At 68.9% G+C, this 14,568-nt stretch carries 18 protein-coding genes; 9 read left to right on the forward strand and 9 right to left on the reverse strand.

Annotation, left to right across the window (positions count from 1 at the left end; all coding sequences use genetic code 11):
* Window positions 1-8: 8 nt before the first annotated feature.
* Window positions 9-1,100 (forward strand): aldo/keto reductase, encoded by a 1,092-nt coding sequence (locus C457_RS03930; RefSeq protein WP_008092196.1) that lies wholly within the window; start codon window positions 9-11, stop codon window positions 1,098-1,100.
* Window positions 1,101-1,145: 45 nt separating this feature from the next.
* On the opposite strand, the gene C457_RS20545 is transcribed toward C457_RS03930, so the two are convergent.
* Window positions 1,146-1,316, reverse strand: coding sequence for an HVO_0758 family zinc finger protein (locus C457_RS20545; RefSeq protein ID WP_004972738.1), 171 nt, complete (start codon window positions 1,314-1,316; stop codon window positions 1,146-1,148).
* Between the two features lie 157 nt (window positions 1,317-1,473).
* Between C457_RS20545 and C457_RS03935 the strand changes: the two genes are divergently transcribed.
* The 4 genes from C457_RS03935 to C457_RS03950 all read left to right on the forward strand — a co-directional run bounded on the left by C457_RS03935 (window position 1,474) and on the right by C457_RS03950 (window position 4,944).
* Window positions 1,474-2,634 (forward strand): MFS transporter, encoded by a 1,161-nt coding sequence (locus tag C457_RS03935; RefSeq protein ID WP_008092198.1) that lies wholly within the window; start codon window positions 1,474-1,476, stop codon window positions 2,632-2,634.
* A gap of 92 nt (window positions 2,635-2,726) precedes the next feature.
* Window positions 2,727-3,833, forward strand: coding sequence for a hypothetical protein (locus tag C457_RS03940; protein ID WP_008092199.1), 1,107 nt, complete (start codon window positions 2,727-2,729; stop codon window positions 3,831-3,833).
* Entirely contained in the window at window positions 3,830-4,318 is a 489-nt protein-coding gene (locus C457_RS03945) for a DUF7109 family protein (protein ID WP_008092200.1), read from the forward strand. The genes C457_RS03940 and C457_RS03945 overlap by 4 nt, the downstream gene beginning before the upstream one ends.
* Window positions 4,319-4,347: 29 nt before the next feature.
* Window positions 4,348-4,944 (forward strand): NUDIX hydrolase, encoded by a 597-nt coding sequence (locus tag C457_RS03950; RefSeq protein ID WP_008092203.1) that lies wholly within the window; start codon window positions 4,348-4,350, stop codon window positions 4,942-4,944.
* A 145-nt stretch (window positions 4,945-5,089) separates the two neighbouring features.
* Here C457_RS03950 and C457_RS03955 read toward each other — a convergent pair whose 3' ends face one another.
* Complete coding sequence (locus tag C457_RS03955) at window positions 5,090-5,578, reverse strand: DoxX family protein (RefSeq protein WP_008092204.1); 489 nt, start codon at window positions 5,576-5,578, stop codon at window positions 5,090-5,092.
* Between the two features lie 429 nt (window positions 5,579-6,007).
* Here C457_RS03955 and C457_RS03960 point away from each other — a divergent pair, with 429 nt between their 5' ends.
* The gene (locus C457_RS03960) at window positions 6,008-6,790 is read left to right on the forward strand and encodes a DUF7388 family protein (protein ID WP_008092205.1); all 783 of its coding nucleotides are present in this window, start codon (window positions 6,008-6,010) and stop codon (window positions 6,788-6,790) included.
* Between the two features lie 255 nt (window positions 6,791-7,045).
* Window positions 7,046-8,212, forward strand: coding sequence for an NAD(P)/FAD-dependent oxidoreductase (locus C457_RS03965; protein WP_008092206.1), 1,167 nt, complete (start codon window positions 7,046-7,048; stop codon window positions 8,210-8,212).
* Between the two features lie 48 nt (window positions 8,213-8,260).
* On the opposite strand, the gene C457_RS03970 is transcribed toward C457_RS03965, so the two are convergent.
* Entirely contained in the window at window positions 8,261-8,770 is a 510-nt protein-coding gene (locus tag C457_RS03970) for an Hsp20/alpha crystallin family protein (protein WP_008092207.1), read from the reverse strand.
* The gene (locus tag C457_RS20550; protein ID WP_004972714.1) at window positions 8,767-8,925 is read right to left on the reverse strand and encodes a DUF7559 family protein; all 159 of its coding nucleotides are present in this window, start codon (window positions 8,923-8,925) and stop codon (window positions 8,767-8,769) included. Before C457_RS20550 ends, C457_RS03970 begins: the two co-directional genes overlap by 4 nt.
* 157 nt (window positions 8,926-9,082) lie before the next feature.
* On the opposite strand from C457_RS20550, the gene C457_RS03975 reads away from it, so the two are divergent.
* The gene (locus C457_RS03975) at window positions 9,083-10,780 is read left to right on the forward strand and encodes a radical SAM protein (RefSeq protein WP_049913375.1); all 1,698 of its coding nucleotides are present in this window, start codon (window positions 9,083-9,085) and stop codon (window positions 10,778-10,780) included.
* A 177-nt stretch (window positions 10,781-10,957) separates the two neighbouring features.
* Here the strand turns inward: C457_RS03975 and C457_RS03980 are convergent, their stop codons facing one another.
* From C457_RS03980 to C457_RS20555, 5 genes are all read right to left on the reverse strand, one after another.
* The gene (locus C457_RS03980; RefSeq protein WP_004972711.1) at window positions 10,958-11,362 is read right to left on the reverse strand and encodes a TRAM domain-containing protein; all 405 of its coding nucleotides are present in this window, start codon (window positions 11,360-11,362) and stop codon (window positions 10,958-10,960) included.
* Window positions 11,363-11,427: 65 nt separating this feature from the next.
* Complete coding sequence (locus C457_RS03985; RefSeq protein ID WP_008092210.1) at window positions 11,428-12,099, reverse strand: YkgJ family cysteine cluster protein; 672 nt, start codon at window positions 12,097-12,099, stop codon at window positions 11,428-11,430.
* A 96-nt stretch (window positions 12,100-12,195) separates the two neighbouring features.
* Window positions 12,196-12,978 carry an MBL fold metallo-hydrolase gene (locus C457_RS03990; protein WP_008092212.1) on the reverse strand — a complete coding sequence of 261 codons (783 nt, stop codon included), beginning with the start codon at window positions 12,976-12,978 and terminating at the stop codon, window positions 12,196-12,198.
* Between the two features lie 112 nt (window positions 12,979-13,090).
* Window positions 13,091-13,363, reverse strand: a complete 273-nt coding sequence (locus C457_RS03995; protein WP_004044165.1) for a winged helix-turn-helix domain-containing protein — start codon at window positions 13,361-13,363, stop codon at window positions 13,091-13,093.
* Between the two features lie 121 nt (window positions 13,364-13,484).
* Entirely contained in the window at window positions 13,485-13,646 is a 162-nt protein-coding gene (locus C457_RS20555; RefSeq protein ID WP_008092215.1) for a hypothetical protein, read from the reverse strand.
* A 114-nt stretch (window positions 13,647-13,760) separates the two neighbouring features.
* On the opposite strand from C457_RS20555, the gene C457_RS04000 reads away from it, so the two are divergent.
* Complete coding sequence (locus C457_RS04000; protein ID WP_193363432.1) at window positions 13,761-14,534, forward strand: class I SAM-dependent methyltransferase; 774 nt, start codon at window positions 13,761-13,763, stop codon at window positions 14,532-14,534.
* Window positions 14,535-14,568 lie beyond the last annotated feature (34 nt).

Here is a 14,568-nt window from a genome sequence, read left to right on the forward strand (position 1 = left end):
CCCCGGCCATGGCTACAGGACGGGCGACGTGGGCCTACCGCGACCGGTTCGGTGACAGTTTCGGCCGCACCTTCTACCGCCGGTTCGGCCCCGGCGTCGTCTCCAGTATCGGCATCGGAACCTACCTCGGCGAGCCGACCGACGCGGTCGACGACCGCTACCGCGAGTCGCTCGTCTCCGCGCTCGAACATGGCGTCAACCTCGTCGATACCGCGTCGAACTACCGCCACAGCCGCGCCGAGCGGGTCGTCGGCGACGCGGTCCGCGGGGCCGACGTCGACCGCGACGCCGTCGTCGTCGCCTCGAAGGCCGGGTTCGTCCCCTTCGACCGCGAGCGCCCCGACGACCCCGGCGCGTACGTCCGCGAGACGGTCCTCGACGCCGGTCTCGCCGAACCGGACGAACTCGCCCACGGCAGCCACACCATCGCGCCCGCGTTCGTCGACGAGATGGTCGACCGGTCGCTCGACCTGACGGGACTGGACCACGTCGACTGCTACTACCTGCACAACCCCGAGACGCAACTGGCCGTCGCCGACCGCGAGACGGTGTACGACCGAATCGAGGCCGCCTTCGAGGTCCTCGAACGCCGGGTCGCCGCTGACGACATCGGCCGCTACGGCGTCGCCACGTGGGAGGCGCTCCGGGTCGCGCCCGACCACGACGCGTACCTGTCGCTCCCAGAACTCGTCCGTCGGGCCGAGCGCGCGGCCGGCACTGTCGGCAACGACGAGCACTCGCTCGAAGCGATTCAGCTCCCGTTCAACGTCGTGATGGCCGACGCGTTCACCGTCGAGGCCCACGACACCGACGCGGGCGAGGCGATGAGCGCGCTCTGGTACGCCCACGAACACGGCCTGCACGCCTTCACGAGCGCCAGCCTCGCGCAGGGCGACCTCGCGGCGGAGATTCCGGCGTCGGTGAACTCGGTGCTTGCCGGCGACACGGCGGCTCAGCGGGCGCTCAACTTCTCGCGGAGCGCGCCCGGCGTGACCGCGGCGCTCGTCGGTGCGTCGTCGGTAGCACACGTCGCGGAGAACATCGCGGCCGGCACGTTCGACCCCCTCGGGGCGCGGACGTTCGATTCGGTGTTCGAGTGAGCGGCCGCCGATTCCCGTCGGGCGTCCGCTGTCGGTCGGTTCGTCTTATCTGAGCTCTTTCCACTCCCGTCCGCAGTCGGCGCAGATGCGGAGGGAAAACACCTCGTCCGGGTCGTTTTTCTTCTTCAGCGACTCGCCGCACTCGGAACAGGTCAGTCGCCCGTAGGTATCCTTCTCCAACTCCCCGTCTCGAAGCCCCTTCCGCGTTGTCTTCATAGGTGTCCGTTTGTGCAACGAACATAAAAACCCGACGACGACCCCCGTTTTCGCCCGCACGACACGCCGACGACCCCGCTCAGTCGAAAGTGTTGTGACCCCGCGGCGCGCGGTTCCGTCCGTGTCACGTGGCCGCCTCTTCGGAACGCTCTGCGGGATGGTGCTGCTCGTCAACCTCGCGCGGGTCGTCTTCGCACCGCTTCTCGGGGAGTTCATCACGTTCTTCGCGGTCGACCGCGCCACCGTCGGCATCGTCGCCACCCTCGTCTGGCTCGGGAGCGCCGTCCTCCGCGTCCCGACCGGTTGGCTCCTCACCCGCGTTCCGAGACACCGCGTGGTGCTCGGGACCGGCGTCGTCCTCGTCGTCGCCTCGGGCGTGACCGCCAGCGCGACCACCGTCGAGACGCTGATGGTCGGCGCGGTCTCGATGGGTCTCGCCTCGGGCGCGTACTTCGTCGCCGCCAACCCGCTCGTGAGCGAGCTGTTCCCCGACCGCGTCGGCCGCGCGATGGGTATCCACGGCACCGCCAGCCAGCTCGCGGCCGTCGGCGTCGCGCCCTTCGTCACGCTGGTCCTCGCGGTCGGTCCTGACCTCGTCCCCCGGCTCCCGTTCGTCTCCGCGGCGTGGCAACTCGTCTTCGTCTGCGTCGGCCTCGCGGCCGCCGTCGTGACCCTCGCGCTCTTTTTCACGGCCCGCTCGACCGACCTCCCCGACGCGGGCGCGGCCGACCGCGACCTCCTCGGCGCGGCCCGGAGTGAGTGGCGCGTCATCCTCACCGGCATCGTCATTCTCGGCTTCACCGGCTTCGTCTGGCAGGGCCTGTTCAACTTCTACGAGCTGTACATGGTGTCGAAGGGTCTGCCGGCGACGACGGCGCGCAACATGCTGACGGTCATCTTCGGCGCGGGCGTGCCGGCGTTCTTCCTCTCGGGGCGGCTCGCCGACAAGCTGCCGCGCATCCCGTACATCCTCGGCGTGCTCGTCTCCTTCGTCGTCTCGGTGTTCGTCCTGACCGTGACGACGAGCCTCGTCGGCCTCGTCGTCGTCACCGCGGTCGTCGGCTACGTCATCCACAGCCTCTTTCCGGCGCTCGACGCCTACCTGCTCGACACGCTGCCCGACGAGAGCCGCGGGAGCGCCTACTCGGTGTACTCGTTCGGCATGATGATATTCCAGGCCAGCGGGTCGGGCGTGGTCGGCACCCTGACCGACTTCGGCTACGCGTTCGACGAGGTGTTCTTCTGGTTCTCGGTCGGGCTGGCGGTCGTCGTCACGGGCCTCATCGTCTTCCAGCGCGCCGGGCGCATCCCGAACTGACCCCCCTGACCGCCCGTCCGCTCCCGGAGCGAAGCCGGCAGCCGGCTCGGCTCTCGCCGCACTTTTGCTCGCCCGGTCCCACGACCGACACGATGGAGTACGTACAAGAGCGGGTCACGACGCTCCACGACCTCTCCGGCGCGGTCCCCGACGCCCCGACCGACCGCGCCGCCGTGGTCGTGCCGATGACGGAGCGAGAGTACGCCGGCCTCGCCGCCGAGCGGGTGCTCTCGACGCTGGAGTCGCTCTCGCCGGCGCGGGTCGTCGTCCCCCTCCGTGCGCCCGCCGACCGGGTCGCCCCGTTCGCCGACTGGCTCGACGAGTACGACCTACCGCTCGACGTGCTGTGGTGCGACGGCCCCCGCGTCGCCGACCTCCTCGACTCCCACGGCCTCGACGGCGAGCGGGGCAAGGGCCGCGACGTGTGGCTCGCGCTCGGCTGCGCCGCCCGCGAGGAGTACGTCGTCGTCCACGACGCGGACACGAAGACCTACGACGAGCGCTACGTCCCGCGGCTCCTGTTCCCGCTCGCGCACGGCCACGACTTCTCGAAGGGCTACTACGCCCGCGTCGAGGAGGGGCGGCTCTACGGCCGGCTGTTCAGGCTGTTTTACGCCCCGCTCGTCCGGGCGCTCGAGGACGAGACTGACGCGCCCATCGTCCGGTATCTCGACTCGTTCCGGTACGCCCTCGCGGGGGAGTTCGCGGCCACCTCGGACCTCGCGTTGCGGATGCGGTCGCCGCGGAAGTGGGGCCTCGAAGTCGGCACCCTCGGGGACGCCTTCGCCCACGCCGGCTTCGACCGGAGCGCGCAGGTCGACCTCGGCGAGTACGAACACGACCACCGCTCCGTGAGCGGGCCGACCGGCCTCTCGGACATGAGCGAGTCGGTCGGGCGGACGCTCCTCCGGGCTGTCGTGGAACACGGCGGAACCGTCGAGTTCGACACGCTCGCGGAGCGCTACCGCGAGGCCGGGAACAGACTGGTCGAGCAGTACGCGGCCGACGCGGCGTTCAACGGCTTCGACTACGACCGGACAGACGAGCGCGAGCAGGTCGCCACCTACGCCGAGGCCATCTCGAAGCCCGGCGAGGACACGCGGCTCCCGGCGTGGCGGGACACGTCGCTGTCGCCCGACGAGGTGCTTGCCGCCGCGAGCGACGACCTCGACGACGTGCGGGAGGCTGCGGGTCGATGAGCGAGGCGACCTACGACGACCTCGCTGGCGTCGTCGACCTCTTCGGGGCGCTCACCCGCGAGGAACTGGAGACCGCGCTGGACGAACTCGCGTTCAAGCAGGGCCGCGAAACCGACGGCAACGCCCTCTCGGGCGCGATTTCCGACGCGGTCGACGCCTACTACCTCGTCCCCTACGAGGACGACGAGACAGACGCGGAACTCCTGACGGTCGGGCCGATGGCGTTTCCGACGCTCCCCGACCGGGCGGAGGACCTGCCGCACATCCTCGATTACCCCACCCGCGAGGTGCCGCGGGACGAACTGGCGACGCAGGTCGAAAGCCGTCTCCGCGCGGCGGCCGCGAGCGCGGTGCAGACGGGCGACGACGACGAAATCGCCCGCTTGCTGGACGTGACGTACGACCTCGAAGCGTGGGCCGACACCGACGTCGGGTCGATTCGCGAGCGCCTCGACGCCGCGCTGGACGCGGAGGGGCAGGCCTAAGTCTCGGCATCTCTTTACGAATCGTGACGATGGACCTCGCGGGCGTCACCCGACACGAACCGGTGACCGTCGACGCGGGCCGGCGGGCGGCCGTCATCGCCCCCGTCGTGTTCCGCGACGAGCGGCCGCACATCCTGTTTACCAAGCGCGCCGACCACCTCGGCGAGCATCCGGGCCAGATGAGTTTTCCCGGCGGCGGGCGCGAGCCGAGCGACGCCGACCTGCGGGCGACCGCGCTCCGCGAGTCCAACGAGGAAATCGGGCTCCGGCCCGAGGAGGCGGCTTTCCACGGCCGACTCGACGATATCCTCACCGTGACCGACTACGCCGTCTCCCCGTTCGTCGCCACGGTGCCCGACCGCGAGTACGAACCCGACCAGCGCGAGGTGGCCGAAATCGCGGTGCTCGCGGTCGACGACCTGACCGACCGCGCGAACTACGAGTCGGAGCGCCGCGACCACCCGCAGTACGGCGAGATTCGACTCCACTTCTTCCACGTCGACGGCTACACCGTCTGGGGCGCGACCGGGCGGATGCTCGTGCAACTGCTCGAACTCACGACCGACTGGCGGGCCCCCGAGGAGGTCGACCGCGTGGTCGACCCCGACGCGGACTACCCGGTGTAGCGTCCCCACTCGACGTCTCGTTCTCCTCGGCTCACTGCCCCCAGCGCGCCCGCTCGCGGTGTCTGAGTCGGTTCCGAAAAACAAAACAGCGTCAGCGTGTCGTCGTCCCCACGGCAACTCCCTTTCTGCCCCCCCGAGTACCCCCTCAGCCGAGGAGGTACTTGAGCGCGGGGCGCTGGCGGACGAACTCCATCTTCTCGATGATGGCGTCGAGGCCGAGGATGCGGCCCGCGGCGAGGGTGCCGACGATGGCGAACATCATCAGCCCGAACAGGTCACCGTTGACCACGCCGTGGGCCCAGTCGGCGTTCCCGAGGTAGAAGAACACCATCAGGACGCCGCCGAAGAAGGCGGCGAGCCGGACGAGTGCACCCACGATGAGCCCGAGGCCGATGAGGAACTCGCCCCACGGAACCATGATGTTCGTGAGGTCGAGGAGCCACGGAGTCGCGGCGGCCCACGCGAAGAAGCCCTGCAGCGGCGAGGCGGCGGGGGCGTTCGCGAGGTAGCCGCCGGCGTTGAACGCTTCACCGGTTATCTTCCCCCAGCCCGCGTGGAGGAACCAGTACCCGGTGATGAGGCGGGTCAACACGAGCACGTAGCCCGTGACGCCCCGCGAGTAGTCGAAGTCCATCCTGTTCCCCAGCATCTCGATTTGTGCGTTAGCGCTCATCTCGGTTCACCTTACATCTGAATCGTCGGCCGCGAACCCCATATAACGGCGACGCGATTTCCGAATCTATAGAACTGGGAATCACCGAAAACGGGCGTCTGAGGCTGTCACGATTCAGTTTCGACTACTACTTCGAATTTAGAATTGCGTCCTGAATACAATCGTGGCGGTACGACGGACGAACCATCGGTATTCCGCCGTGAGACGAGTCGTCACGCGCTTCGACGCCGCTCGCCGCCGCTTCGAAACGGGGTATATAAACGACGCCGGGAGAGCCAGCATCGCCGTCACCGACAGGGTTTTGGCCTCCTCCGCGCTATCCGTTCTCACATGGTCGCACAGACGATGGATCGCGTTCCGCGACGGTACTGAAATTTCTGTGGTGATAGTATGTTGACCGCCGAGCGTGCGGTCTCGAAAGCCGGTCTGGACGCTGTCGCACTCAAGCCCGCCGAGTGCGACGTGCGCGAGGCGCTGTCGGTCCCGCTCGACATCGTGGCTATCGACTACGAGGGCCGCGAGCGACTCCCCGACGAGGACGTGCTGCGCGAACTCACGGCCGAAAAGGAAGTTCGACTGACTACGCCGGTCCGCGCCGACGGCTTCGACCCGCTCGGCGACGACTCGCTGTACGAGTGGCTCCCCGACGGAATTCGGCAGGTGCTCGTGGCCGGCCACGGCGCGTATCTGACCGACGACGAGGTTGGTCGCGCGGTCGCCCCCCGACTCCGCGCCGCGAGAGAGCGCGCGCCCGACGCGTGGGTCGGCACCGAGGGTATCGAACGAATCGCCCTCGCCGCCGGCGGCACCCAGTACGAACTCCTCTCGCGGTCGACCCGCAGGGACGTTCGGGCGCTCCGGGCCGCCGGCTTCGACGGCGAAATCGCGGTCTACGCCCCGACCGCCCTCACCGACGACGACGACGAGATTCTCGACGCCGTCGGCGCGTACGTCTCCCGTCGCCGTCCCGTCGCTCGCGCGCTCCCCGACGACGCCGCGACCGACGCCTCGGCCGAGGCTCGCGCCCGCGAGGTGCTCCTGAAGGCCTCGCGCGACTACGCGCTCATCGGCTCCGTGGCCGACGTGCGCCGGCGAATCGACGACCTCCGCGACGCCGGCATCGACCTGGTGGTCGGCTATCCCGCCCGCGGCGTCGACGAGTTCGCCGAGTAGTCCGGCGCGCCGCTCGCGCGCCGCCCGCCCTGTCTCCGAACTCGCACCGGAGGCCTTTTACGCGGTCGCCGGAGAGGACAGGTGACGGCACGGTCGGGTGGCTCCTTTCGGACCCACGTGGTTTCCACGTGGGCCACGGCCGGCCGACCTACCCCGTCTCTCTACACATCCTGAGCGACCGCGCCGCGCGGGTCTCGACCGACGTTACGACCGCGAGCGGCGGCCATTCAAGTCGCTCGCCGACGCAGACGGGGTATGAACGAATCAGCGCGCGTCGCCGTCGTCGGCGCGGGCGCGGTCGGCCTGACGACCGCCTTCGACCTCGCCGAGCGCGGGGCGCGAGTCACGCTGTTCGAACGCGACGCCCCCGGCGGCGGGTCGACGGGCCGCGCCGCCGGCATCTGCTACGACGCCTACGCGGAGGACATCGACGTGGCCGTCGCCGACCACGCGATGGCCCGGTTCCGGTGCCTCTCGGGCGAGGGAGCGTTCACCTTCCACGAGACACCCTACGTCTTTCTCGCTCGCGAGGGCGACGACGCGGCGGCCGCGGCCCTCGAAGAGTCGGTCGAGCGAATGCGGGTCCACGACCGCGCGGTGTCGCTCGTCGGAGCCGACGAACTGGCCGACCGGTTCCCGATTCGGACCGACGACGTGCTCCTCGCGGGCCTGGCCGAGAACGCCGGCTGGGCCGACCCGGCGGCCTACGCGGACCTGTTCGTCGAGAAGTGCGAGTCCGCGGGCGTCGAGTTCCGCGTCGGCGACGCGGTGTCGCTCCGAACGGACCCGCCGGGCGTCGCCGTCGACGACGTGGTGTCCGCCCGCTTCGACGCCGTCGTCGTCGCGGCCGGCGTCCACTCGCGCCGCCTGCTGGTCGACGCCGGTCTCCCCATCGCGCTCAAGCCCTACCGGGCGCAGGCGCTCGTCGCCGACTGCGACTACCGCGGACCGACCGTCTACGACGCGACCGCCGAGTCGTACCTTCGGCCGCACCCCGGTGGCGTCCTCGCCGGCGACGGCGTCGAACCTGTCGAACCCGACCCCGACGACTGGGACCCGACCGCGGACGACTGGTTCGTCGCCGACGCGCTCGACGCGGTTCGACACCGGACGACGGTCGGCGATGCGGGCGACCCGGTGCCTGCGGACGCGACGGACCCGGAACTCGACCGCGCGTGGGCCGGCCTCTGCGGGGCGACCCCCGACCGGAACCCGCTCGTCGGCGCGGTCGCCGAGGGCGTCTACGTCGCCGCCGGCTGGCACGGCCACGGCTTCATGTGGTCGCCGGCAATCGGTGAGCGACTCGCCGAGGCGGTGCTCGACGACGGTCAGGCGTCGATACCGGACGCGTTCGACCCTCGGCGCTTCGACGGCGACGAGGAGTTCGCGGTGGTCGAGGGGATGACGCTCGACGGGGAATGAAAGAACGGGAAAAGGGGGCGGTCACCGCGTCGCGCCCGAAACTGCACTTCAGGCGTCTTGGTCGTCCACGTCACCGAAGTCGTCGGCTTCGTCGCCGGCCTCGGACTCGGACTCGGACTCGGACTCAGTGTCGGCCTCGCCTTCGTCTTCCTCCTCGGTCACGGCGATGTCGCTCGCGCGCTCGTCCTTGGGAATCCGAATCTGGAGCGTGCCGTTCTTGCCGACCGTGGCGGTCCCCTCGGCGGCCTCGACCGAGGCGTCGGAGGGGATGGTCGCCTTCCCCGAGAGCGTGAGGCCGCGGCCGGGGAAGCGCATCTCGTAGCCCTCGTGGAAGTCGCGGAAGCGGTCGATGCGAATCTCGACCTCGCCGTCGAGGAAGCGGACCTGCACGTCCTCGGCACGGGCACCGGGCGCGTCGAAGACGACGAGGTAGGCGTCCTCGGATTCGAGCAGGTCGTGGGCGAGGGGCTTGCGCTCTTGCATCTGGCTGACGCCGCGGCCGACCCGTTCGAGGACGGCGTTCGCCGCCGACTCGCCGAACTTCCGCAGGTCGCTCATAGCTGAATCTCCTCCAGGAAGCGGGACTCGCCGCAGTACGGACAGGAGAAGTCCGCCACCGTCACGTCGTCGGGCATATCGTAGGTGTAGTGCAGCTCGAACATGTCGAGTTCGCAGTCCTCGTTGGCGCACTTGACTTCGAGGGTCGCGGGCATGGCCGTCAGTTACGCTCCCACGCTGATAAACGCGCGGGAGGCGGAAGCGACCCGCGGGCCGCACCATCGCCGACACCTGCGCTCGCCCTCGCACGACTACCCCCGTCTTCGACCGCCGACCGGTTGCGTTTTCCGCGTCGAACCCGAACCGCGACCGATGACCGACCCCGCCGACCTCACCGTGACTATCGTCGACGGATACGTCGACGAGCCGGCGCACTTCGGCGTGCCGCCGTACATCTCGACGTATCCCAGGTTCACCGCGGGTGCGGTGGTCGACGCGGGCGTCCCCGAGTCCAACGTCGTCTACCACACCATCGACGAACTCCGCGAGGACAGACAGAAGTGGCGCGACGTGGCCGACGCCGACCTCATGATTTACATCGGCGGCATGACCGTCCCCGGCAAGTACGTCGGCGGGACGCCCGCCGAACCCGACGAGGTCCGCGAACTCGCGTGGGTCGCCGAGGGGACCGCGCTCATGGGCGGGCCGATTCGCTTCGGCGTCGGCGACGAGAACGCCGGCGGCCAGGACATGGAGCGCAAGAACCTCGACTACGACTTCGTCGCCAAGGGCGACATCGAGGCGGCCGCCTACGACCTCGTCGACTCCGGGCTCGAAGGCTTCGGCAACCGCATGCGCGACAACGAGGAACTCGACCGCTGGGCCGCCACGGGCGCGTTCGTCGTCGAACAGCACCCGAACCACCCCGACCACCTCATCTGCGAGATGGAGACCTCGCGGGGCTGTGCCTACCGCTGTTCGTTCTGTACCGAACCGCTGTACGGCAACCCCGCGTTCCGCACCGCCGACTCCGTCGTCAAGGAAGTCGAGAACCTCTATAACCGCGGCGCGCGGCACTTCCGGCTCGGCCGACAGGCCGACATCCTCGCGTTCGGCGGCGACGGCGAGGCCCCGAACCCCGACGCGCTCCGCCGACTCTACGGCGGTATCCGCGAGGTCGCCCCCGACCTCGGCACGCTCCACCTCGACAACGTCAACCCCATCACTATCGTCGGCTGGCCCGAGAAGTCTCGCGAGGCGCTCCGCATCATCGCCGAGCACAACACGGCCGGCGACACCGCGGCGTTCGGCCTCGAATCCGCCGACCCCGTGGTCCAAGAGGAGAACAACCTCAACGTCTCCGCCGACGAGTGCTTCGAGGCGGTCAAAATCGTCAACGAGGTCGCCGGCTGGCGGCCCGGCGACGACCCGGCGGACGCGCCGACCCACGGCCCGGACGCCGCGAACCGCCTGCCGAAGCTCCTCCCCGGCATCAACCTCCTCCACGGGCTGAAAGGCGAGCGCGAGGAGACGTTCGAGCACAACAAGCGGTTTCTCCAGCGCGTCTACGACGAGGGCCTCATGGTCCGCCGCATCAACATCCGGCAGGTGATGGCGTTCGACGGCACCGACATGTCCGATACGGGTGCCGACATCGCCCGCGACCACAAACAGCTGTTCAAGACGTACAAAAAGGAGGTCCGCGAGGAAATCGACCAACCGATGCTCCGCCGGGTCGCGCCCGCGGGCACGGTCCTCCCGAACGTCCACCTCGAATACCACCAGGACGGCCGGACGTTCGGCCGCCAGCTCGGAACCTACCCGCTTTTGGTCGGGATTCCGGGCGAGCGCGAACTCGGGAAGACCATCGACGTGGCCGTCGTCGACCACGGCTACCGCTCCGTCACCGGCGTTCCCTACCCGCTCGACTTCAACGAGGCGTCGATGGACGAACTCACCGCCATCCCCGGCATCGGTCGCTCGACCGCCGGCGACATCGTGGTGAATCGACCCTACGCCGACGCGGCCGACGTGGGCGTCGACGCCGATGTGACGAAGTACGTTCAGTAGCCGTCTCGGGACTCAGAAACTAATTCTTCACGTGCAATCGTGCTCTCTCTAGGCGTCCGGAACACCTCTCTGTTCACTCGCAAGCGTGGTGCGTGATTCACTTGCAGACGTGGTCTGTCGGCGGCGGGAGAAACGTCCCGTCGAGACGAACGGCGTCGAACCGCGAAAACAGCGCCGTCAGAAGTCGTCTTCGACGACTTCGCCGACGGCGAAGTTAGACTTGACCTCGGTGATTTCGACCTTCACGCGCTCGCCGACTTCGGTGCCGGGGACGATGATGACGTAGCCGCGTTCGACGCGGGCGATACCGTCGCCCTGCTTGCCGATGTCCTCGATTTCGACGTAGCGGAGTTCACCGGCTTCGACGGGCGGTTGCGGTTCGGCCGAGGGCGTCGGTCCGGCGTTCGATTCGGACTCGGCGGGCTCGTTCGACTCGCGGGAGATGAGCGCGACGCGGTAGGTCTCGCCGGGTTCGACGGTTCCGGTCTCGACTTCGCGGCGCGGAATTTCGACGACGTATCGGTCGTCCTCGGTGCGAACGTCAGCATTGAACAGACACAGGAGTTTATCTGAGATTTCCACCGTAAGACCTCCAATATGTGGTCAGGCCGGAGTGTTAAAGATGTACCGCAGTCATCGGGATTCGACTACTGAACCCGCGTCCCGTCGGGCCGTTTCGCGCCCTCCGAGTCGTGGACGACGACCTCGCCCGGTCCGGTCTCGACCGGCTCGTAGGCCTCGGTGACGCCCCGCGCCTCGCGTAGCTCTCGGACCGCCCGTTCTTTCAGCGCCCGCGCCAGTTCCTCCGCGTCCTCCCGGGAGATGTCTCGTCCGAGCCCCTCGCACTCGTGGGCGCGGACGACGCCCTCCTCGTCGACGGCCTCGCCCATCGGCTGGCTCGTCCCGCCGAGGGCGACGCTGAACGGGTAGGTCTCGCAGATCAGGGGGCGATCCTCGTGGACCTGACAGGCCCCCTGCCCGTCGTCGTCTTCCTCGTAGAACCGGCAGTCGCCGCAGGCGCTCGTCTGGAGCGCCCATTCGAACGTCTCGCCCTCGGGGCCGTCGTCGCCCTCGGCGAGGCCGTAGGGCATCGGGCGGGCCACGTCCCGCCACTCCATCGGTTCCGGTCCGGCCTCCTGCAGGGCGCGCACCTCGTCGGGAAAGACGGTCGCGGTGTGCGGTTCGGGGCCGTCGTCGCCCTCGTAGCCCTTGCAGCAGGCCCCGCAGCGCGTGCACTCGAAGCCGATGGACTCGATGGCGTCGGCGAGTTCCGACACGTCGAGGTCGCGGGCGCGGTCCAGTTCGGCGTCGAGGTCCATACCCGCGATGCGGGCGCGAGCCCAAAGAGGGGCGCGGTTTTTCGCCGGAGCGCGAGCCTCGGCTACCCGCGGACCCGGACGCCGACGACGCGCGACCTACCGCGGTTCGACCCGCTCCGCCTCCGGGTTCCACCGGACTCGACGCTCGGCGGCGAGTTTCTCGATGTGCGCGACGACCGTCGCGCGGGCGAGGTCGCGCACGGCGGACACGTCCTTGTCGTAGGCGGCGTCGGTCACGGCGTCCGGCGTCGCGTTCCCGGCCAGCACCGCGTCGAGGACGGCCCGTTCGCGGTCGTTTCGGTGCGCGACGAGCCGTGCCAGCGTCGCCCGCGGGTCCGTGATTTCGGGGCCGTGACCCGGAAGCAGTCGCTCGGGACCCCGCGCGTGGAGTCGCCTGAGCGCGACGAGGTAGGCGCGCACGTCACCCTCGGGCGCGCCCACGACGACGCTCCCCTCGGCCACCGCGAGGTCGCCACAGAGCACGTCGTCGCCGGCGACGAAGCTCACGTGGTCGCGGGCGTGTCCCGGCGTGTCGAGCACTTCGACGCCCGCGCCGACGGAGAGAACCGACCCCTCTGCGAACGTTCGGTCCGGTTCGACGCCGGTCGCGTCCGAGAAGGCGCGCTCGCGGCCGTGACGACACCAGACCGTCGCGCCCGTCTCGCGGGCGTAGGCGGCGACCGCGCCGACGTGGTCCGCGTGGGTGTGGGTGACCGCGATGTGGTCGACGCTCTCGCGCGCGACGAGGGAGTCCAGTTCGTCGGTGCGGGCCGCGGGGTCCACGAGCAGCGTGTCGCCGCCGTCGGCGACGAGATAGGCGTTCGTCGCGCCGGTCGGCGCGCGAGTGGCGACGGGGACGGAGACGCGCGTGACGTGCATGCCGGCGGCTACGCTCGCCGACGGGTTAGGTGGTTCGAGAGAAGTGGTGGCTTGGTCTGCGGGAGTGCGCCCCCGCGGGCGTGTTCTGTCGCGCTATCGTGGGACCGCGCGCTTACGTGTTGAGGAAGTAGACCTGCTTTCGCGCGTCCTTGAAGGAGTAACGCGAGCCGACGAGGTCAGACTCTTCGAGACGGTTGAGCGCGTAGCGGACGGTGCGGTCCGGCAGCAGCGACTCCTCCGCGAGCTGGCCCTGCGAGAGGGGCGCGTCGCTTTCGAGGACTTTTGCGACGAGCTTCGCGCTCGGGGGAAGCTCGCGGAGGCGCTCTCGGAACTCGGCTTCCGAGAGCAGGTCTTCAGTATCTGGCTCTGCAGTGGTGGTGCTCATACCCGACACAGTCGGTTGCTCCGTGTTAAGGGTTAGCTACAAGTGTGTGAAAAGAATCCAGACACATAATACACATATTAATATCGTGCGTTTGTTGGAAAATCGCCCGCGAGTAGGTGTCTCACTCCGTGTTTCGAATTCTATCGACCGAAGGAGTGCCGAGTCGATAGCTCCCGAGCGGCGCGTGACACGCCGGGCAGTGGACGACGAGCCACCCCTCGCTGACGTGGCGCGTCAGTTCAGCCGCATCACAGGTCTCCCCGCAGTTTCTGCATGTTGGCATATGGCACGATACGCGCTCAGCGGGGGAAAACCTCTCTGTCGTCGCTCGCCGAACCCCGCTTCCGCACCGCGTATCCAGTACCGTTTTAGGCTCCCCCCCGCGAGTATGCGTAGCGTGAAAGGAAAGGAGTGGTACCAGGCCGACGAGGTCGCCCAGGAGTACGACTCGAAGCGGTTCTCCAAGGGCGGTCGCCTCATCGACCGGCGAGAGAAGGAGGCGGTCCTCGCGGCGCTCGGCCCCGTCGAGGACAAGAACGTCCTCGAAATCGCCTGCGGGACCGGCCGGTTCACCGTGATGCTCGCCCAGGAGGGGGCGAACGTCGTCGGACTGGACATTTCGCGGGCGATGATGGTACAGGGGCGGGAGAAGGCCCGCAGAGCGGGCGTCGCCGACCGCATCGAGTTCCTCCGCGGCGACGCCGCGCGGCTGCCCTTCCCGGACGACCACTTCGACGCGGTGTTCGCGATGCGGTTTTTCCACCTCGCGGACACCCCGGCGAAGTTCTTAGCCGAAATGGCTCGCGTCTCGAAACAGCAGGTGTTCTTCGACACGTTCAACGACGGGAGCCTCCGAGTGGCCTACAACTGGCTGCTCCCGATGGGGTCGCGGCTCTACTCGGAAGGCGACGTGCGGCGGCTGCTCGGCGACGCCGGACTCGACCTCGCCGACGCGAAACACGACTTCGTCATCCCGTTCGGCTTCTACCGGAAGGTTCCCAACGGCGTCGCACAGCCCTTCCGCTCGCTCGACCTCGCCGTCGGCGACTCGCCGGTCGGCGACGACCTCGCGTCCGTGTCGTACTGGAACGCGCGGGTCGGCCGACGAGCAGTCCCGCGCGGCGACTCGGGCGAGCGACGCCGAGTGAGGCGTTCTCACGGCAGAATTTAACACGATTCTCGATTCACATTTAAGTACGTCCACC

Origin of the sequence: Haloferax prahovense DSM 18310 (genome assembly GCF_000336815.1) — an archaeon.
GTDB lineage: Archaea > Halobacteriota > Halobacteria > Halobacteriales > Haloferacaceae > Haloferax > Haloferax prahovense.